This is a genomic window from Streptomyces sp. NPDC053673 (assembly GCF_055585225.1).
In genome coordinates, this window is record NZ_JBVJKN010000033.1 from 43,561 (window position 1) to 64,016 (window position 20,456).

Annotated in this window: 15 protein-coding genes; 4 read left to right on the forward strand and 11 right to left on the reverse strand. The window is 72.0% G+C overall.

Translation table 11 applies throughout. From position 1 onward, the window contains the following. Positions 1-357: 357 nt before the first annotated feature. The 4 genes from ald to ACZ6ZQ_RS31890 form a co-directional block, all read right to left on the reverse strand. Complete coding sequence (gene ald / locus ACZ6ZQ_RS31875; RefSeq protein WP_469772009.1) at positions 358-1,473, reverse strand: alanine dehydrogenase; 1,116 nt, start codon at positions 1,471-1,473, stop codon at positions 358-360. Between the two features lie 163 nt (positions 1,474-1,636). Further along, positions 1,637-3,736, reverse strand: coding sequence for a tetratricopeptide repeat protein (locus ACZ6ZQ_RS31880; RefSeq protein ID WP_469771988.1), 2,100 nt, complete (start codon positions 3,734-3,736; stop codon positions 1,637-1,639). Positions 3,737-4,390: 654 nt separating this feature from the next. Then, on the reverse strand, positions 4,391-5,017 hold the full coding sequence (locus ACZ6ZQ_RS31885; RefSeq protein WP_469771989.1) for an NUDIX domain-containing protein: 627 nt from the start codon (positions 5,015-5,017) through the stop codon (positions 4,391-4,393). Between the two features lie 112 nt (positions 5,018-5,129). Next, entirely contained in the window at positions 5,130-6,797 is a 1,668-nt protein-coding gene (locus tag ACZ6ZQ_RS31890) for a CTP synthase (RefSeq protein WP_469772010.1), read from the reverse strand. A gap of 495 nt (positions 6,798-7,292) precedes the next feature. On the opposite strand from ACZ6ZQ_RS31890, the gene ACZ6ZQ_RS31895 reads away from it, so the two are divergent. The 3 genes from ACZ6ZQ_RS31895 to ACZ6ZQ_RS31905 all read left to right on the forward strand — a co-directional run bounded on the left by ACZ6ZQ_RS31895 (position 7,293) and on the right by ACZ6ZQ_RS31905 (position 12,339). Then, positions 7,293-9,095: a glycoside hydrolase family 15 protein gene (locus ACZ6ZQ_RS31895; RefSeq protein WP_469772011.1), complete on the forward strand. Its 1,803-nt coding sequence runs from the start codon at positions 7,293-7,295 to the stop codon at positions 9,093-9,095. Positions 9,096-9,287: 192 nt separating this feature from the next. After that, on the forward strand, positions 9,288-10,670 hold the full coding sequence (locus tag ACZ6ZQ_RS31900) for an FAD-binding oxidoreductase (protein WP_469771990.1): 1,383 nt from the start codon (positions 9,288-9,290) through the stop codon (positions 10,668-10,670). 40 nt (positions 10,671-10,710) lie between these two features. Next, complete coding sequence (locus ACZ6ZQ_RS31905; protein ID WP_469771991.1) at positions 10,711-12,339, forward strand: PucR family transcriptional regulator; 1,629 nt, start codon at positions 10,711-10,713, stop codon at positions 12,337-12,339. A gap of 170 nt (positions 12,340-12,509) precedes the next feature. Here ACZ6ZQ_RS31905 and ACZ6ZQ_RS31910 read toward each other — a convergent pair whose 3' ends face one another. The 6 genes from ACZ6ZQ_RS31910 to ACZ6ZQ_RS31935 all read right to left on the reverse strand — a co-directional run bounded on the left by ACZ6ZQ_RS31910 (position 12,510) and on the right by ACZ6ZQ_RS31935 (position 19,183). Then, entirely contained in the window at positions 12,510-13,604 is a 1,095-nt protein-coding gene (locus ACZ6ZQ_RS31910; RefSeq protein WP_469771992.1) for a glycosyltransferase family 4 protein, read from the reverse strand. 89 nt (positions 13,605-13,693) lie between these two features. Then, complete coding sequence (locus tag ACZ6ZQ_RS31915; RefSeq protein WP_469771993.1) at positions 13,694-14,431, reverse strand: hypothetical protein; 738 nt, start codon at positions 14,429-14,431, stop codon at positions 13,694-13,696. Positions 14,432-15,087: 656 nt separating this feature from the next. After that, positions 15,088-16,806 (reverse strand): DNA repair protein RecN, encoded by a 1,719-nt coding sequence (recN, locus tag ACZ6ZQ_RS31920; RefSeq protein ID WP_469772012.1) that lies wholly within the window; start codon positions 16,804-16,806, stop codon positions 15,088-15,090. 355 nt (positions 16,807-17,161) lie between these two features. Beyond that, positions 17,162-18,085: an NAD kinase gene (locus ACZ6ZQ_RS31925; protein WP_469771994.1), complete on the reverse strand. Its 924-nt coding sequence runs from the start codon at positions 18,083-18,085 to the stop codon at positions 17,162-17,164. Then, a complete protein-coding gene (locus tag ACZ6ZQ_RS31930) occupies positions 18,082-18,897 on the reverse strand; it encodes a TlyA family RNA methyltransferase (protein WP_469771995.1) in 816 nt (271 codons plus the stop codon). Before ACZ6ZQ_RS31930 ends, ACZ6ZQ_RS31925 begins: the two co-directional genes overlap by 4 nt. A gap of 7 nt (positions 18,898-18,904) precedes the next feature. Beyond that, positions 18,905-19,183, reverse strand: a complete 279-nt coding sequence (locus tag ACZ6ZQ_RS31935; RefSeq protein WP_469771996.1) for a hypothetical protein — start codon at positions 19,181-19,183, stop codon at positions 18,905-18,907. A gap of 42 nt (positions 19,184-19,225) precedes the next feature. On the opposite strand from ACZ6ZQ_RS31935, the gene ACZ6ZQ_RS31940 reads away from it, so the two are divergent. Next, on the forward strand, positions 19,226-19,573 hold the full coding sequence (locus ACZ6ZQ_RS31940) for an SCP2 sterol-binding domain-containing protein (protein WP_469771997.1): 348 nt from the start codon (positions 19,226-19,228) through the stop codon (positions 19,571-19,573). On the opposite strand, the gene ACZ6ZQ_RS31945 is transcribed toward ACZ6ZQ_RS31940, so the two are convergent. Further along, positions 19,557-20,423, reverse strand: a complete 867-nt coding sequence (locus tag ACZ6ZQ_RS31945) for an ABC transporter ATP-binding protein (RefSeq protein WP_469772013.1) — start codon at positions 20,421-20,423, stop codon at positions 19,557-19,559. The genes ACZ6ZQ_RS31940 and ACZ6ZQ_RS31945 overlap by 17 nt on opposite strands. Positions 20,424-20,456: the final 33 nt, after the last annotated feature.

A 20,456-nucleotide genomic window follows, 5' to 3' on the forward strand; every position in this document is an offset into this window, starting at 1 on the left:
GTCTTACCTCCTTGGACGTGACCAGGAAAATTTATCGATAGGTCAGCGTGGCACCATGCCGACGGTTGGCGACTCTATGGCGTGTCACCGGTCCGCAGCAACACAATCCGCCGGACCCGGCCCGATGTGTCGGGAACCGAACACCCCGCTGTCAAGGGTGCACAGGCCACTTGGCAAGGTATGGCCGTGGGGTTCCGCGGGTGTGCGAAACGGCTAAAGGGTTACGTTCGAGGCAAGTTGAGCGAGAGCCCGAAGTGTCCGGACACACATCCGGCCGGACCTTGCTCGACAAGGTCCGGCCGGTTGCGTGATGTTGACGACCCCTGTTGACAGGGCGGTCGCTTGTCGGTCGCGGTGTCAGCCGAGCAGCGTGCTCAGTTCGACCGACTCGAGGCCGTGCGCCTCGGCGACCTCCTTGTAAACGACGTGGCCGTCATGGGTGTTGAGGCCCTTGGCCAGCGCGGGGTCACGGCGCAGCGCCTCGACCCAGCCGTTGTTGGCCAGCGACACGATGTACGGCAGCGTGGCGTTGGTCAGCGCGTAGGTGGAGGTGTTGGGCACCGCGCCCGGCATGTTGGCGACGCAGTAGAAGACCGAGTTGTGGACCTGGAAGGTCGGCTCGGCGTGGGTGGTCGGGTGCGAGTCCTCGAAGCAGCCGCCCTGGTCGATGGCGATGTCGACAAGGACACTTCCGGGCTTCATCTTGGCGACGAGCTCGTTGGTGACCAGCTTCGGGGCCTTGGCACCCGGGATGAGGACGGCGCCGATGACGAGGTCGGCCTCGACGACGGCCTTCTCCAGCTCGTAGGCGTTGGAGACGACGGTCTTGACCTTGGTACCGAAGATCTTGTCGGCCTCGCGCAGCTTGTTGATGTCGCGGTCGAGCAGGGTCACGTGGAAGCCCAGGCCGACGGCGATCTGGGTGGCGTTCCAGCCGGAGACGCCACCGCCGATGACGACGGCCTCGCCGGCGTGGGTGCCCGGGACACCGCCCGGCAGCACGCCACGGCCGCCGACCGAGCGCATCAGGTGGTACGCGCCGACCTGCGGGGCCAGCCGGCCCGCGACCTCGGACATCGGGGCGAGCAGCGGCAGGGCGCGGTTCGGGAGCTCCACCGTCTCGTAGGCGATCGCGGTGGTGCCGGACTCGAGCAGGGCGTCCGTGCACTCGCGGGAGGCGGCGAGGTGCAGGTACGTGAAGAGGGTCTGGTCCTTGCGGAGGCGGTGGTACTCCTCGGCGATGGGCTCCTTGACCTTCAGCAGCAGGTCGGCAGTCGCCCAGACCTCGTCGGCGGTGGGCAGGATCTGCGCACCGGCGGAGACGAACTCCTCGTCCGTGATCGAGGAGCCGACACCGGCGTTGGCCTCGATGAAGACCTGATGGCCGTTGCGCACGAGCTCGTGCACTCCGGCGGGGGTGATCGCCACCCGGAACTCGTTGTTCTTGACCTCGCGGGGGATGCCGACCTTCACGTCGATCACGGTCCTTGACTCAGGGGGATTTCTGGTGCACTTCCATAGTTACCCGGATACGCCGGGCGCAACGGGAGAGACCGGGGCGTCACCCGGCAGAGCCAGTCTAATGAAGGACTTCTCGCTGTCTAGCCTTGCAAAGCAAAATTCTTTGACTGAAGCACTACGGATTTCGTAGGCCGGAAGTATCGGTTCCGAGCAGTTGCTCGGCAGCGGCACGGTGTAGCCGGGCGGCCGCAGGGTCACCGAGCCGCTCCAGCGTGTCGGCCAGTCTGAGCTGGAGCGCGGCCTGCAACCGCAGGTCCCCGGCCTGCCGCGCCCAGGCGACCGCCTCCTCGCAGGTGCGCAACGACTCCTGCGGCCGGCCGGCGTACTCCTGTACCCGGGCCGCCTCACTCAACGCCCGTGCATGGCCGGGCAGATCGCCGAGGCGTCGATATCCGGCCGCGGCCGCCCGCCAGCTGCGCAGCGCCTCGCCGTAGCGGCCCGCATAGGTGTGTACGGCACCGAGCCGGCCGTACAGCCGTGCCTCGTCGGCGCGCTCCCCGCGGGCGAGCCGCTGGGAGAGGGCTCGTCCGTACCAGTCGGCGGCGCGCTGCCAGTCCTCCATCTCCTGGTACGCACCCCCTACGGATTCCATTGCGCGGCCGGTCGCGTACGGATCCTTCGCCATGCGTCCGGCGTCCAGCGCCGACCGGTATCGCACCAAAGCGTCCTCGGTGCGGCCGGTCTGCACATCCAGGTCGGCGAGGTTCAGCAGCGCGGCCGCCCGCTCCCGGTGCAGCTCGCGGCGCTCGGCGACGTCGAGGACCAGCTGATGCAGCCCGTACAGCTCGGGCGCGGCGGCCTCGGTGCCGCGATGCGCGGCCAGGGCCCGTGTGAGCGCTGCGATCAGCCGGCGGGCCAGGGTGTCGAGCTCGCCGTCCGCCACCGCGGCCCGCGCCGCCGCCAGCAGGGCCGGCTGCCGGGCCCGCAGCCAGCCCTCGGCGGCGGCCGCGCTCTCGAAACGCAGGGCACGCGGCAGCCCGGCGAGCTTCCTGCGGGCCGTGGAGCCGTCCGGTTCGGTGACGGCCCGGCAGGAATGCAGCAGCCGTACGGTCCTCTCCAGCATCCGCGCCCGGGCGAGCTGCACCTCGGCCGGCCGGTCCTCGTCGGCCATCAGCCCCTGCAGCAGCGGCGCGAGGCAGCCGGGCACCTGGTACTGATCACGGTCGGCATCCGCCCGCAACAGCCCGAGGGCGGCGAATTCCTCCAGCGTCGACTGGGCCGCCGAGACCGAGCAGCCGGCCAGCGCGGACGCGGTGTGCGCATCGGCGAGCCCGGCGGGCGCGAGCGCGAGCAGCCGCAGTGCCCGGGCGGCGGATGCCGGCAGGGATTCGTACACCAGCCGGAACGCGCGCGACAGCGGCCGGGCACCGGCCGGCTCCTCGGGGTCGTCGGGCAGCGCCCGCAGCCGTTTGGCGGCGTCGGCGACCGAGGCCTTGGGGCGTGCCGCGAGCCAGCCACCGGCCAGCTCCATCGCGGCGGGCTGTCCGCCGCACTGCTCCACGAGCAATTCGGCGGCCTGCGGGTCGACGGTGATCCGCACCGAGCCGGTGAAACGGCTCAGCAGCTCGATCGCGGACTTGGGGTCCATCCCGCCGATCGTGCACGGCCGTACGTCGGGAATTCCGGTGAGCGGTCCCTGAGCGACGGCGACGACGAGGCATTCGGGGTTGTCCGGCAGCAGCGGGTCGACCTGCTCGGCGTCGTTCGCGTCGTCGAGCAGCAGCAGACAGCGGCGCACGGCGAGAGCCTCGCGGACCATCTCGCTGAGCAGGTCCTCCGCCGCGCCGGGCGGTGCGCCGATCCCGAGGGCGTCGAGCAGCCGGCGTGCGGTGCGGTCGGTGGGCACGGGCTCGCCGCCCGGTTCGGTGAGGCTCGCCCGGAGCACCCCGTCCGGGTACGCGTCCGCCAGCCGGCGCGCCAGCTCCCGCGCGAGCGCGGTCCGCCCCGAGCCGGGCCGCCCGGCGACGAGCAGGACCCTGGCCCGCGGCGCTTTGCGCCCGGAGATCGTGTCAAGACCGGCTCGCTCGATGTCGGACCGCAGCGCCTTCAATTCCCGCTGCCGCCCGATGAATTGCCCACCCACACCGCTTACGGTGCCACGCCCGGCGGGGTCCGCGGCCACCGGCCCACTCGGTCCGGCCGGCATCGGGCGGTCCGGGGACGACGGTGCACCCGCCCCCTCGGGTCCGTTTCGGTCCACCGCCTGATCCGTCACGGGCCACGCTCCCAGTCCGCCACGAGCCGAGCCCACCGGGGGTCTCCCCGCGGGCGCTCCGAGCGTAATTCAGGCATCTCGCCGAACCGGGCAGACCGCGACGACGCGTGGCGAGCAGATCCCCCGATCGGATCAGCCGATCGTCGGACCGGCACCCGGCACCCGAACCGGATCCGGCTCAAAGCGGCCCCGCCTCCCACGGCCCGCACCCGGCGACCGGCCCGGACCCGGGCCGAAGCAGCCCCCCACGGCCCGCAGCCGGGCGACGGCCCGGGGCGGGGCCGTGCCGGGTCGGCCCCGCAGGGACCGGCGGAAGTACCGGACGAACCCGCGGTACAGGGCAACCCGCCGGCCCCGAGGAGTCGAGCCCGGAGGGGCCCAGCCCCACCACCCACCGGCGCACCCCAAGCCGGTCTGGGGGTCCCCCCACGCCGCAGGGCGTAGGGGGAGCTTGAGGACGGACACACCAGCTGCCGCCACGGCACCGGGCACACCGTCACTGCCCCCGCGGAGACGCACCCGACAGCCGCCGAAGGCACACCGCACCCGCCGAAGGCGCCCCGCACCCGCCGGAGCCGCGCCGCACCCAATCCGCACCCCCGCCGGAGGCACATCGCACCGCCGCCGGAGGCGCCCCGCACACCCCCGGAGGGGCTACGCCTCGAACGGCCGCGCCGGCCACTCCGCCTCGGCAGGACGCAGCGCCTCCACACCGTCGCCGGCGAGCGCCGCGGTGAGCGAGAGCACGCCCACCACCAGGCAGTTGTTGTGCAGCTCCCCGTCGAGCACGCCCCGGACCAGGTCCTCCAGCGGCACCCGGGCCAGCTCCATGTCCGCCTCCTCCTCGGAGACGTGGAAGCGTTCACCCTCCGCCTCGGACAGATCGCGGGCCAGGAAGATCCGTACGGCCTCGTCACAGCCGCCGGGCGTGGTGTAGACGTCGGCGAGGACCCGCCAGTCGACGGCCTTGACGTGGGCCTCTTCGTACAGCTCGCGCTGAGCGGCGGTCAGGGGGTTCTCGCCCGGCACGTCGAGGAGGCCGGCCGGGATCTCCCACAGCTTCTGCCGCACGGGGTGCCGGTACTGGCGGAGCACGAGGACGCGGCCGGACTCGTCGAGGGCGAGCACCGCCACCGACCCGGGGTGGACCTGGTAGTCACGGCGCGCGACCGAGCCGTCGGGCATGACCACGTCGTCGGTCCTGACGCTTGTCTTGTTGCCCCGGAACGGGGTCGCCGTCGCAGTGACCCGCCATTCCTCGGGGGTGTCCTTGATGGCCATGAAGCGTCCTCCAGCGAACGAACAACAAACGAACCGTGCCGAACAGAAACACAGAAAACCGGGGTACGAGGCCCGAAGGACCCGTACCCCGGCCAACCGTATCGCCTGACGCCTACGCGTCCGTCTTCCGCTTGACGGCCGCCTTGATCAGGCCCGCGAACAACGGGTGCGGGCGGGTCGGGCGGGAGCGGAGCTCCGGGTGCGCCTGGGTGGCGACCAGGTACGGGTGCACCTCGCGCGGGTACTCGACGTACTCGACGAGCCTGTTGTCGGGGGACGTGCCCGAGAAGACGATGCCCGCCTTCTTCTCCAGCTCCGCGCGGTAGGCGTTGTTCACCTCGTAGCGGTGACGGTGGCGCTCCTCGACATACGGCTGGTCGTCGTAGACCTCGCGGACGATCGAGCCCTCGGCGAGCTTCGCCGGGTACAGGCCGAGCCGCATCGTTCCGCCCAGGTCGCCCGCGCCCTCCACGTACGCCAGCTGCTCCTCCATCGTCGAGATGACGGGGTGCGCGGTGACGGCGTCGAACTCCGTCGAGTTCGCCTCGGGGATCTCGGCCAGGTTGCGCGCGGCCTCGATCACGATGCACTGCAGGCCCAGGCAGAGGCCGAGCAGCGGGATCTTGTTCTCACGGGCGAACTGGATCGCGCCGACCTTGCCGCTGACACCGCGGTCGCCGAAGCCGCCGGGGATGCAGATCGCGTCCACGTCGTCGAGCTGCTTCTTCGCGTCGGCCGGGGTCTTGCAGTCGTCCGACGTGACCCACTTGATCTTGACGCGGGCGCGGTTGGCGAAACCGCCCGCGCGCAGCGCCTCGGTCACCGACAGATAGGCGTCGGGCAGGTCGATGTACTTGCCGACGAGTGCGACATTGACCTCGTGGTCGGGGTTGTGGACGCGGTCCAGCAGGTCGTCCCACGTCGTCCAGTCGACGTCGCGGAACGGCAGGTCCAGCTTGCGCACGACGTAGGCGTCGAGGCCCTCGGTGTGCAGCACCTTCGGGATGTCGTAGATCGACTTGGCGTCGATCGCGGCGACCACCGCGGCCTCGTCGACGTCGCACATCAGCGAGATCTTGCGCTTGATCGCGGTCGGTACGTCACGGTCGGCGCGCAGCACGATCGCGTCCGGCTGGATGCCGATGTTGCGCAGCGCGGCGACCGAGTGCTGGGTCGGCTTGGTCTTCAGCTCGCCGGACGGGCCGATGTACGGCAGCAGCGAGATGTGCACGACGAAGACGTTGTCCCGGCCGACCTCGTGGCGGACCTGGCGCACGGTCTCCAGGAACGGCAGCGACTCGATGTCGCCGACCGTGCCGCCGACCTCGGTGATGACGACATCGACGTCGTCGGTGGCCATGCGCCGGATGCGGTGCTTGATCTCGTTGGTGATGTGCGGGATGACCTGGACGGTGTCGCCCAGGTACTCGCCGCGCCGCTCCTTGGCGATGACCGTGGAGTACACCTGACCGGTGGTGACGTTCGCGGAGCCGTCCAGGTCCACGTCGAGGAAGCGCTCGTAGTGGCCGATGTCCAGGTCGGTCTCGGCGCCGTCGTTGGTGACGAACACCTCACCGTGCTGGAACGGGTTCATGGTGCCCGGGTCGACGTTCAGGTACGGGTCGAGCTTCTGCATCGTGACCCGCAGGCCCCGCGCCTTGAGCAGCGCACCCAGGCTCGAGGCGGTCAGGCCCTTGCCGAGCGAGGAGGCGACACCCCCGGTGACGAAGATGTGCTTGGTCGTCGTGGCTGTGCTGTTTCGAAAAGCAGCGGGCGGCATGGCCAAGAGGGGGCTCCCGTGGTCGCGAGTTCGTCGTGCGTACCGGCGGTCCCGCTGAGGAGATCCGGAGATTTCCGGGGGTGCCGTCGCTGCGGTTCGGGGGCCGCCATCGCAATGGGGGCGCACCACCGGTCCACGGGCTACCAGGGTATCAGCGCCGAAGGGAGACTGCTTCCGGCCACACAGGGCATCATGGCCATCACGGGCTTCTCCGAGCTCACCCGCCGCTCACCCGTTCGGCGGCGCCGCATTGCCGGGAGCGTCGCGCGGATCACCGGGGTGCGTCGTATCCTGCTCGGACACTTGATTCGGAATATCGCTGCCGAGCCAGGCAGGCGACCGGCAAAACCAACCCCCGCCCTCCACCAGAGCTTCGCCTGGGCGGGACCCCACATACCGGAACAAGAGCTCGTCAACGACCCATTGACCGTTTGACACCCTTGACCGCAGTAAGTGCCACGCAGGGCGGACGTGGCCGTTCGACTGGAGATCCACGTGGCCGGGCGCATCGAGGACTACGCACTCATCGGAGACATGCAGACCGCTGCCCTGGTCTGCCGGGACGGCACGGTCGACTGGCTGTGCCTGCCCCGCTTCGACTCGCATGCGATCTTCGCCGGGCTGCTCGGCACCGAAGAACACGGTTTCTGGCGGCTCGGCCCCGCGTATCCGGGGGGCGCAGAGCCGCCCACGGCCAACCGCCGCCGGTACCGGGGGGACTCCCTGATCCTGGAATCGGAGTGGGACACGCCGCGCGGCACGGTCAGAGTGACCGATTTCATGCCGCCCCGTGACGGGGCACCGCAGCTGATCCGGATCGTGGAGGGCGTCAGCGGGCGGGTGCCGATGCGCTCCGCGCTGCGGATGCGTTTCTCGTACGGGCGGATCACGCCGTGGGTGCACAAGGTCGACAGCCGTACGGTCGCGGTCGCGGGCCCCGACTCGGTGTGGCTGGACACGCCGACGGAGACGTACGGCAAGGACCTGACCACGTACTCCGACTTCACCGTCTCCCCGGGCGACCGGATCGCCTTCACCATCAGCTGGCAGCCGTCGCACCACCAGCCGCCGGCGCTGCCCGACCCCGAGGGGTCGCTGGAGGCCACCGCCGACTTCTGGCGCGAGTGGGTCGAGCACTGTACGTATCACGGCCCCTACCGGGAGTCGGTGGTCCGCTCGCTGATCACGCTGAAGGCGCTCACGTACGCCCCGACCGGCGGGATCGTCGCCGCACCCACGACCTCGCTGCCGGAAGAGATCGGCGGCGTACGGAACTGGGACTACCGCTACACCTGGCTGCGGGACGCGGCGATCACCCTCTCCTCGCTGCTGCGCACCGGCTACCGGGAAGAGGCCCGGGCCTGGCGCGAGTGGCTGCTGCGCGCCGTCGCGGGCGACCCGGAGAACCTGCAGATCATGTACGGCATCGCCGGCGAGCGTGAGCTCGGCGAGGCGGAGCTGGACTGGCTGCCCGGGTACGAGAACTCCGCCCCTGTCCGGGTCGGCAACGGCGCCGCCAACCAGCTCCAGCTCGATGTGTACGGCGAGGTCACCGAGGCCCTGCACCTCGCGCACATGACCGGACTGTCGCGCAACGACTACGCCTCCGTCCTCCAGCTCAAGCTGATCCGCTATCTGGAGGACCACTGGGACCAGCCCGACGAGGGCATCTGGGAGGTCCGCGGGCCGCGCCGCCACTTCGTGCACTCGAAGGTCATGGCGTGGGTCGCCGTCGACCGCACGATCAAGCTGATCGAGTCGGGCGACGCGGACGGGCCGCTGGAGCGCTGGCGCGAGCTGCGCGACGACATCCACCGCGATGTCTGCGAGAAGGGCTACGACAAGGAGCGCAACACCTTCACCCAGTCGTACGGCTCGAAGGAGCTCGACGCCTCGCTGCTGCTGATCCCGCAGATGGGTTTCCTGCCGCCGGACGACAAGCGCGTCATCGGCACGATCGAGGCGATCCAGCGGGAACTGTCCACCCCGGACGGTTTCGTCCTGCGCTATCCGACGGCCGGCGACGAGGCCGGGGTCGACGGTCTCGAGGGCGACGAGGGGGCCTTCCTCGCGTGCTCGTTCTGGCTCGCGGACGATCTGGCGATGATCGGGCGGGTGGACGAGGCCCGACGGCTCTTCGAGAAGCTGCTGTCGCTGCGCAACGACCTGGGCCTGCTCGCCGAGGAGTGGGACCCGCGGCTGCAGCGCCAGGTGGGCAACTTCCCGCAGGCGTTCAGCCATGTTCCGCTGATCGACACGGCACTCCGTCTCACCGCGTCCGGCGCGTACGGCGGGTAGGGCAGCTGTGGGATTGATCCCCTGTCCTGTTGGCCGCGCGGACTCGTCGACGCCGGTTTCTCGACGTGCAGGTCACAGCACAGCCGGAGGACAGCGAAGAGCGGACCCCACAGGCAGTCGTCCGGGGCGCGTGCCACGGGGGCACGTCCTTACGATGGGAGAGTCCCGTTGGCGTCCCGGAAGGGGGCCGTCATGGCGCCCCAGTCCCTCGCAGAAGCGGCCCTGAAAGGACTGCGCGAAACCCTCACCGGCGATGTGATCACCCCGGGCGACGCGGGATACGACGAGGCCCGCAAGCTCTTCAACGCGATGATCGACCGGCGGCCCGCGGTGATCGCCCAGTGCGAGTCGGCGGCGGACGTGGCCGCGGCGGTGCGCTTCGGCCGGGAGAACGAGCTGGAGCTGGCCGTCCGCGGCGGCGGCCACAGCGTCGCCGGTCTCGCGACCACCGATGGCGGTCTCGTCGTCGATCTGCGCAGGATGCACGCGGTCACGGTCGACCCGGACGCCCGTACGGCCTGTGTCGGCGGCGGAGCCACCATGAGTCATCTGGACCGGGCCACCCAGCCGTTCGCCCTGGCGGTCACCGGCGGCCGGGCCTCCACCACCGGGGTGGGCGGCTTCACACTGGGCGGCGGCTCGGGGTGGCTGGAGCGGAAGTTCGGCCTGGCCTGCGACAATCTCGTCGCCGTCGATCTGGTGACGGCCGACGGGACCGCACTGCACGTCGACGAGGACGAGAACCCCGAACTGTTCTGGGCGCTCCACGGCGGCGGCGGCAACTTCGGTGTGGCCACGTCGATGACGCTGAGGCTGCACCCCCTGCCCGACATGTCCGTCGCCTTCCTGTTCTTCCCGGCGGCGAAGGGGGCCAAGGTGCTCCCCGTCTACCGGGACGTGCTGGAGTCAGCGCCGGACGAGGTCGGCGGAGGATTCATCTTTCTGACCGGCCCGCCCGAGGACTTCATGCCCGAGCACCTGGTGGACAAGCCGGTGTGCCTGGTGCTGATCACCTACGCGGGCCCGGAGTCCGAACTGCGCCGGGGGGCCGGGCCGCTGCTCCGCCTCGGACACGAGGCGGAGGTCATCACAGACCTCCCGTACGCGGAACTTCAGTGCATGATCGACGATCCGCCGGGCCTGCGGAACTACTGGTCGGCGGAGTATCTCCAGGCCTTGCCGCAGGAGGCCGTGGACGTCTTCTGCGCCCGTGCGGACAGCATGATCGTGCCGTCGAATTCGCAGCACATCCTCTTCCCGATGGGCGGCGCGCTGGCCCGCGGCGACTCCGCCTATCCGGTGCCCTGGCGGAGCGCCGAGTGGGTCTCCCACCCCTTCGGGATCTGGGACAGCCCCGCCGACGACACGCGCGGCAGACAGTGGGTCCGTGACGCGCGCAGGGATGTCGCGCCTTGGTCCATCGGCCAGGTGTACCTCAACTTCATCGGCGACGAGGGCGAGGCACGGGTGGTGGCAGGCTACGGCGCCGAGAACTATCGGCGTCTCGCCGCCGTCAAGGCCCAGTACGACCCGGACAATGTGTTCAGCCGGAACCACAACATCAAGCCGGGCTGACAGTTGTCCTTCGAACTTTTGCCCAGGTAGCGTCCCGGCAATGGAAACACAGGGCGGAATCACCGTGCAGCGGGCGCTCGAGCTGCCCGGGCTCCGCGGCGGGCTTCCGGAGGTGGTGGCGGGCGCCGACCGGCTGAACCGCACGGTCCGCTGGGTGCACGCGGGCGAGGTGCCGAACATCGCATCGCTGCTCAAGGGCGGTGAGCTGCTGCTCACCACCGGTCTCGGCCTGGGCACCCGGCCCGCCGAACAGCGCGCCTTCGTACGGCGGCTCGCCGAACGCGGGATCGCGGCGCTGGTGGTGGAGCTGGGCCCCCGCTTCGCCCGGCTGCCCGCGACCATCGTCGAGGCGGCGAGGTCCGCGGGGCTGCCCCTGATCCAGCTGCACCGCGAGGTGCCGTTCGTCTCGGTGACGGAGGAGGTCCACACCGAGATCGTCAATGGGCACTACGCACTGCTGCAGCAGGCCGAAGAGGTGCACCGGCGGTGTACGGAGGCGCTGCTCGGGGGCGGCGGAATCCCCCAAGTGCTCCGGATCCTCGCGGACTTCACGGCCAATCCGGTCTTCCTGGAGACTCCGGACGGACAACTGCTGTACGCGGCCGACAGCGAGTCCGGGCCCGCCGCCGCCGATCCGCTGCAGGTCTGGGACGGGCTGCGCGGTCAGCGCGCGGCGCGGGAGGCCGGTCCGCCGGCGGGGACGGTGCTGGTGGATGTGCCGGGCGGGGGCCACGGCGCCGGCGCGGTACGGGCCCGCCTCGTCCTGCTCGCCGTTTCGTCCCCGTTGCTTCCGGTGCACCGAATGGCCGCGGAACGGACGGCGGGGGTGCTCGCGGTGGTCCTCATGCAGGCCCGCCAGGAGGAGGAGCTGGCGGCGCGCGGCCGGGGCGACTTCCTCACGGACCTTGCCGAGGGGCGGATCTCGGCGGAGGACGCGCCGGCCCAGGCGAAGGTCCTGGGCTTCAAACCGGGCGACGGTCCGCTGCTGCCCGTGGTGATGCGGCTGGCCCCGGAGCTGTCCCCGTCGGGCAACTGGTCGCTGCTGGCCCGCGCGGTGCTCGAAGAGCTGTCGTCCGTCGGCGTACCCGTCCTGCTGGGTGTGCGCCCCGTGGAGGGCCGTGTACCGCTGCTGCTCGGGCTGCGTTCGGAGTCGGAACGTACGGCGTTGGCGGACCGGGTCGCCGCGGCGCTGCACGCGGGGCTGCAGCGCGCGGGCCTCGAACGCGCCGGGGCGCACCCTCCGGTGGTCGTCGTCGGCGTGGCGGGCGGCTGGGCGGCGGCGTCGGCGGGCCTGCGGCACGCGGCCGAGACCGCGACGGCGGCACAGGGCCTCTCCGACCGCCCCTGGTACGACGCACGCCGCCTCGACATCGACCTCCTTCTGTGGCGGCTGCGGGACCACCCCGACCTGGCGGCCTTCGTGGACCGCGCGATCGGCCCCCTCCGGGACCACGACCGCACCTCCCGCCCGCCTCTGCTGCCCACCCTGGAGACGTATCTGGCCCATGCGGGCCGCAAGGCGGAGACGGCACGCGAACTCCACCTCAACCGCCAGACGCTCTACAACCGCCTGGCTCGTATCTCGGAGCTGCTGGGCACGGACCTGGACGACCCCCAGACGGTCCTGGCGCTCTCCCTGGCCCTCAGGGCGCGCCGCCACGCTCCTTGACGGGGGCGCGCTTTGACTGGGCGTGCTGTGACTGGGTGTGCTCTGACGCGGGCGCGCCTTGATTGAGGCGCCTCGACGCCTGCGCGCTTTGACTGGGCGTGCTGTGACGCGGGCGCGCCTTGATCGGGGCGCGGCCCCCGGGATTCCAGCCCCCGCCCAGCATGCCGCCGTCAGGCCCGGCCGAGCCGGGGCGGCTGGGTGAGTTCGTCGTAGACGCTCAGGACCTGGGCGATGGTTTCGTCCTCCGTCGGCCAGGTCGCGGCCTGCGCGCGGCCCGCGGCCGCGAGCCGCCGGCGGCGGTCCGGGTCCGCCAGCAGGCCGGTGACGGCGCTGGAGAGGACCACGGGGTCGCCGTAGGGCACGAGCTCCGCGGCGTCGCCGACGAGTTCGGGGATGCCGCCGACCCGGGTCGCGATCAGCGGCACACCCAGCCGAAGCGCCTCCTGTGCGAGGAGCGAACGGGCCTCCCACCGGCTGGGAAGCACGGCCAGATCCGCCGCGGCGAGGAGTTCGGTGATGTCGTCCCGGCGGCCGATGAGCCGCACCGGCAGCCCTTCCAACTCGATGCGCCGCTGCAGCGACACCCGCTCGCGTCCCTCTCCCGCGATCACGACCAGCGGTACGGGGTCGAGTTCGAGCCAGTCGCGGGACGCGTCCAGCAGGGTTCCGTACCCGCGGCCGGGTTCGAGCCGGCCCACCGCCATCAGCAGCGGCCGGTCGACGGCGCCCAGTTCGGCCCTCGCCTTGTTCTCGTAGGCGCCCGCGGGGCGGCGCGGCGCCGGCACCGACACCGGTGAGAGCCTGGCGTCCCGCGCGCCCCTGCTGCGGGCTCGGTCGACCAGGTCGGACGAGGTACCGAGTACCACCGCCGCCGCCCGCACCGCCCTTCGCTCCAGCAGCCGCAGCAGTTGGCCGCGCGCCCCCTCGGCGTGCGTCCGGGTGTGCCAGGTGACGACGAGCGGTACGCGCTGCCCGCTGAGAGCCAGCGCGGTGCGTACGGCGGCGTTGAGCCCGTGCGCATGGACGACATCCGCTCCGGCGCACGCCGCGCGCAGCGCCCCGACAGCCGCAGGGTCGCTGCGTCGTGGGACGGGCACGAAGTGCGCCCCGGTGCCGAGGAAGCCGTAGTCGTGCTCCACGGGAGCGGGGGCGCACACGGTCACCCGCACTCCCCGCGCCACCAGCCCCGCGGCCAGTGACCTGACGTGAGCGCTGCTGCCCGCGCTGCCGCCGCCCAGCACCTGGACCGTACGCAGCTGTGTCACGCGCCAAGGATGCCAGTCCGTACGAACGTTCCGGCACCGCCGAAGCGACGTTCCCGTGTCCGGCGCCTCAACTCCCCCGCCGGGATCACTCACATGGGTGAGCGTACGAGTGCAGTGATCCGGTCGCCGTACGCCGCCGCAGCGACCAGCCCGGCGGCGTGGAACGCCAGCCCCGCGCGGCCGTTGCCCGCGGCGATCGCGGCCCCGAGGGCCGCGCCGAGCGCGTGCGCCCCGGTGTCGCCGAGCATGGTGCTCTCGCCCAGATCGTCGGCGGCGACGGTGGCCGCGGCGGCCATGGGCGCGGCGGCGAGCGGGCCGCGCAGCAGCCCGGGCGCACCGAGCCCGAGCACGGTGAGCGCGGCGCGGCCGGGCCGTACGTCGACGAGGTTCACGAAGTGCGCGGTACCGGCGATCACGACCCCCGCGAGCACCTTGTCGACGGGCCGCTCCTTCATCGCCGCCCCCGCGAGGAGCCCGGCGGCCCCGATCCCGAACAGCTTCACGGCGCCGCTGGTGAGCTCGCCCTGCCGCAGGGCCCCGAGGTGGGCCCTGAACCCCCGCCGGTCGTCCCCGGCGACGTCGTCGTACGCCCCGCAGGCCCCGGCCGCCAGCACGGCGACAGCGGCGGCGGGCACGCCGGCGGCCACCGCGCCGGCCGCCGCACCCAGGGCCACGGCGGGCCCGGCGCACAGGTCAACGGTGCGCCCGGCGTAGTTCGTACGCTCCCAGCGCGCATGCCCGCCCGTCCGTGCTCTGAGCGCGCGGTAGGCGACACGCGTCACGCCTGCGGCGGTGCCGAACGCGATGACCCTGCTGAACGTTCCCATGATCGTCACCCTAGACCGGGGTGCGCGGGCGCCGATGGGTGGGTCGAGGCCCTCCGGGTTACCTCCGCGGGGCTCGGTGGGCGCCGATGCCGTTCAGTGGCCCGGCACTTCCCCAATCCCCTGCGGGGGACCCTGCACGCCCCCTCCCGGCCCGTTCGGCGACTGCCCGTCGTGCCGAGCGACCGACCACAAGGGAGAGACGCCACAGGGCGTAGGAGGGGCGTGCAGGGTCGCCCGCAGGGATCGCCGGTAAGTGCCGGGTTTCTCCACGGTATGCGGAGGTCTGCCGGCCCCGAGGAATCGAGCCCGGAGGGCCCCCGACCCCACCCACAGGCGCACCGCGCACCCCGGTACCGGGCACGTCAACGGCACCGGCTGCGCCGCATGCCGTCCGTGGTGGGGGTGTGGGGGCGGCAGCCCCCGAAGGATTCAGGACGCGACAGGCTCTAGGGCGTGTTGCGAAAGCCCCGCCTGGCCCACGACGCCTGGCACGCCCTCCCCCGTAGCCCTTCGGGCACGGGAGGTGCCCCCACGCTGCGTTGTCGGACTCATCCGAGTACGTCCAGTACGAGGATGGTCCTCCGCCTTGCGATCGCACGCACCAGACGCCGCGGGCCCCGCCCTCCGGGCGGACGGCGCTACTTTCGCAACACGCCCTAGACCTCGCTCCGCGCAGCCGCCAGCAACTCCTCCGCGTGCGCCCGCGCCGTCTCCGAGTCCTCCTGCCCCGCCAGCATCCGCGACAGCTCCCGCACCCGGTCCTCGCCCGTCAGCACGGTCACCCCGGACCGGGTCACCGACCCGTCGTTGGTCTTCTCGACGAGCAGCTGCCGGTCCGCGAAAGCAGCGACCTGCGGCAGGTGGGTGACCACGACGACCTGCGCCGTCTTCGCCAGCTTCGCGAGCCGGCGCCCGATCTCCACCGCCGCCTTGCCGCCGACGCCCGCGTCCACCTCGTCGAAGAGGTACGTCGGCACCGGATCGGTCCCGGCGAAGACGACCTCCACGGCGAGCATCACGCGCGACAGCTCACCGCCGGACGCGCCCTTGGCGATCGGCCGCGGCTGAGCGCCGGGGTGCGGCGCGAGCAGCAGCTCGACCTCGTCCACACCGGACGGCGTGTACGCGACGAGCCGGCCGCCGACCTCGATGCCGTCCGGGTCCTCGGACTGCCGGATGGCGAAGGACACGCGGGCATGCGGCATCGCGAGCGACGCCAGCTCCGCGGTCACCGCCTCGGCGAACCGCGCCGCCGCCTCCGTACGGGCATCGGTCAGCGCCTGTGCCAGCCCGGAGAGTTCGGCGCGCAGCGCGTCGCGTTCGACGGTCAGCTCGCCGATGCGGTCGTCGTCGCCCTCCAGCTCGGTGAGGCGGCCGGCGCTCTCCTCGGCCCAGGCCAGTACGGCGTTGATGTCCTCGCCGTACTTACGGGTGAGCCCGGTGAGCGCGGCCCGCCGTTCCTCGACCGCGGCGAGCCGCAGCGGATCGGCGTCGAGGTTGTCCGCGTACCCGGCGAGCTCTCCGGCGACATCCGCGAGCAGGATGGAGATCTCGCCCATCCGGTCGGCGAGCGCGGCGAGCGCGGGGTCGTGGGACCGTACGGCGTCCAGGGCCCGCCCGGCGCCCGCGACCAGCGTGGTCGCGTCGACGCCCTCGGGGTCCTCCGGGTTTCCGGCGAGCGCGGCGTGTGCGACGGACGCCGCGGACGCGAGGGCCTCGGCGTGGCCGAGACGCTCGGCCTCGGCGGCCAGTTCGACGTCCTCACCGGCGCGCGGCTCGACGCCCGCGACCTCGTTCAGCCCGAAGCGCAGCAGATCCGCTTCCTGGGCGCGCTCGCGGGCGAGCGTGGTCAGCTCGGCCAGCTCGGCGGTCACCGACCGCAGCCGCCGGTAGGCCGCCGCGTACTTCTCGTGCGGCCCGGTGACCGTGCCACCCGCGTACCGGTCGAGGGCCTGCCGTTGCCGCGCGGGCTTGAGCAGCCCTTGCTGGTCGGTCTGGCCGTGTACGGCGACGAGTTCGTCGGCAAGTTCGGTGAGCATGCCGACCGGCACGGAACGCCCGCCGAGGTGGGCGCGCGAGCGTCCCTCCGCGGAGATCGTCCGGCTGATCAGCAGCGCACCGTCGTCGAGTTCGGCCCCGGCCTCCTCGGCCCGTACGGCCGCGGAGCCACCGGCGGGCACGGTGACCCGCCCCTCGACGACCGCCGACTTTGCGCCGAGCCGCACCAGGGCGGGGTCGGCGCGCCCGCCGAGCAGCAGGCCGAGGCTGGTGACGACCATGGTCTTGCCCGCACCGGTCTCACCCGTCACCGCAGTGAATCCGGGCGACAGCTCGACGACGGCATCGTCGATGACCCCGAGCGACCGTATCCGCATCTCCTCCAACACGGGGAAGACCTTACGAGGTCCGGGCCCGGCTGTGCGACGGCCCCCGCCCCGCGCGCACGGAGCCGCAGGTCGGGGACGCCTGCCGTCACCCACCGGGGTGGCCCTCCCCCGCGGTACCGGGCACGTGTCGAGCCCGCTGGGGCCCCCACGCCGCAGGGCGTAGGGGGAGCTTGAGGACGGACGCACGGGGCCACCCCGCAGTACCAGCAAACCCTCGGTACCGGCGAACCGGCGGTACCGGCGAACCCGCGATACCGGCCGCTCCGCAACCCGCCCGCAGGGCCTTCCGGCGCCCGGGCCCACGCCGCAGAACACCCGCCGCTCCGCAACCCGCCCGCAGGACTCAATGCGGCGCGCCGCGCCAGCCCGAGACGGGGAGCGCGAACTTCGCCACGAGACGGTCGGTGAACGACGCGTGGTGCAGCCGCGCCAGCCGCACCGGCACCGCACCCCGCCGGACCTCCACGCGGGCCGCCGGGGGCAGCTCGACCGCGCGGCGGCCGTCGCACCACAGCACACCGTGCGGCGTGTTCGGCTGCACCTCCACCGCGAGGACGGACGTCGGTGAGGTGACCAGCGGCTTGGCGAACAGGGCGTGTGCACTGATCGGCACCATGAGCAGGGCCTCGACCTCCGGCCACACCACAGGACCGCCCGCAGAGAAGGCGTAGGCGGTCGAGCCCGTCGGGGTGGCGCAGACGATGCCGTCGCAGCCGAAGCCGGTCACCGGCCGCCCGTCGATCTCCAGGACGACCTCCAGCATCCGCTCGGGCGAGACCTTCTGCACGGCGGCTTCGTTGAGCGCCCAGTCCCGGTGCACTATGTCGCCGTTGCTGCGTACGGCGACATCGAGGGTCATCCGCTCCTCGACCTCGTACGCACGGGTCACGACCCGGTCGACAACCTTGTCCAGGTCGTCACGCTCGGCCTCCGCGAGGAAGCCCACCCGCCCCAGATTGACGCCGAGCATCGGCACACCCGACGCGCGGGCGAACTCCGCACCGCGCAGCAGCGTCCCGTCGCCGCCCAGCACGATCAGCAGCTCACAGCCGTCCAGCACCTCGGGCGTGGCCTCCGGGACCGTCTCCACCGTCGACGGCAGCGGGAGATCCGCCGCCTCGAAGGCGAGCACCCGCACCCCGAGGCCGGCGCGCAGCAGGCCCTGGACGACGAGTTCGGCGCTCCGGATGGCCGCGGGCCGACCGGTGTGCGCCAGCAGGAAAACCGTGCGGGTACGTGTCTTCGTATCCGTGCTCGTATCGGTCAACGCGGCCCCTCCGCCACTGCACGATCGACATCCGCCGGGTCAAGGTCCGGTGCCCCGGCCCGGAGCCACAGAAAGTACTCGACATTGCCGGAGGGCCCGGGCAGCGGACTGGCGGTCACTCCGAGCACGCCCAGACCCAGCTCGCCTGCCTGCCGCGCCACGGTCCGTACGGCCTCGGCGCGCAGCTCCGGGCTGCGCACCACTCCGCCGCTGCCGAGCCGCTCCTTGCCGACCTCGAACTGCGGCTTGACCATGAGGACGAGATCGGCGCCGGGCGCCGTGCAGCGCACCAGCGCGGGCAGCACGAGGCCGAGCGGGATGAAGGACAGATCACCGACGATCAGGTCCACCGCCTCCCCGTCGATCGTCTCCAGGGTCAACTCACGCACATTGGTACGGTCCTTGACCGTCACACGTTCATCGCTCTGCAGGGACCAGGCGAGCTGGCCGTAGCCCACGTCGACGGCGACGACATGCGCGGCCCCGGCCCGGAGCAGCACGTCGGTGAACCCGCCGGTGGACGCGCCCGCGTCCAGCGCCCGCCGCCCCTCGACCTTCAGCCCCTGCGGCACGAAGGCCTCGAACGCGCCGGCGAGCTTGTGGCCGCCGCGCGAGACGTACTCGGGATCGCTGTCGTCCTGGGCGACGACGATGGCGGCACTGGTCTCGACCTGGGTGGCGGACTTCGTGGCGGTGTTTCCGCCGACGGTCACCCGCCCTGCCGCGATCAACTGGCTCGCGTGCTCGCGCGAGCGGGCGAGCTTGCGGCGTACCAGCTCGGCGTCGAGACGGCGGCGTGCCACTCCTGCCACGTTCGGTTCAGCTCCTGTGGTCGTACGAGTCGTCCGGGCGGGCGTCCAGCGCGGTCAGCGCGTCACGCAGCCCTCTGTGTACATCCTCGTACACCTCCAGGTGGCCGTCGGCCGGGAGGTGATCGGCATCAGCCAGTCGCTCCAGGTGCGCGTCCACCCCTGCATGGCCCGTGGGGACGCGCGCGACGCCGAGGGGGGCGGGCGCGGCGGGGTCGTGCGCCCCGTCGGCGGCCTCCTCGGACGTTTCCGGCGTTTCCGGTTCCGGGCCCGGCATCGAGTCGCTCATGCCCAGACGCTACCGCGAAGCCCTGGGGTACCGTCGATCACGATGGCGACCACGGAGGAGTGCCGCAGCGCACTCGACAGACTTTCGGACAACCTGGCAAAGGCGGACGGTGACGTGCGCAGCGCGACCGCGCTCGACCGTTCCCTGAGCTGCCACATCAAGGACCTGGACATCACCTTCACCGGGCGCCTCTCGGCGGGCCGGATCGAGGTGGGGGACACACTGGACGGCCCACCGGCGCAGAAGGCGGAGATCCGGCTCGCGATGACCGGTGACGACCTGGTGGCGATGGTCGACGGGGAGCTGAACTTCGCGAAGGCCTGGGCCTCGGGCCGGGTCAGGCTCGAGGCCGGCTTCCGCGATCTGCTGCGCCTCAGGGCGCTGCTGTAGTCACCGCATCGGCAGCGGGCGCGGACGGCTCCCCGGAGGCCTCCTGGGGCGTCCTGGGGGCCGCCCCACGGCGCCGGGCCAGCGGCACCACCAGCGGCGTACCCGTCTCCGGATCGTCGATCACCTGCGAGCGCACGCCGAAGACCTGTTCGACCAGCTCGGCGGTGACGACATCACCGGGCGCTCCCTCCGCCTCGATCTTCCCGTCCCGCATCGCGATGAGGTGGGTCGCGTACCGGGCGGCCTGGTTGAGGTCGTGGAGTACGGCGACGAGGGTGCGGCCCTGCGTCTCGTGCAGCTCGCCGCAGAGGTCGAGGATCTCCAGCTGGTGCTGGATGTCGAGGAACGTGGTGGGCTCGTCGAGCAGCAGCAGCGGGGTCTGCTGGGCGAGCGCCATCGCGATCCAGACCCGCTGGCGCTGTCCGCCGGAGAGCTCGTCGACGTAGCGGTCGGCGAGTTCGGCGACCCCGGTCGCGGCCATCGACTCCTGGACGATCCGTTCGTCCTCACGGGACCACTGGCGCAGCAGGCCCTGGTGCGGGTAGCGGCCCCGGGCGACGAGGTCGCCGACGGTGATGCCGTCGGGGGCGATCGACGACTGGGGAAGCAGCCCCAGCGTCCTTGCGACCTTCTTCGCGGGCATCGAGTGGATCGCCTGCCCGTCGAGCAGCACGCGGCCCTGGCTGGGCCTGAGCATCCGCGAGAGCGCGCGCAGCAGCGTGGACTTGCCGCAGGCGTTCGGGCCGACGATCACCGTGAACGAGTTGTCGGGTATCTCGACCGAGAGGTCCTCGGCGATGACCCGCTGGTCGTAGGCGAGGGTGACCGATTCCGCGGTGAGGCGCTGCATGGACGTACTCATGGGGCTCCTGGGGTTTGTCAC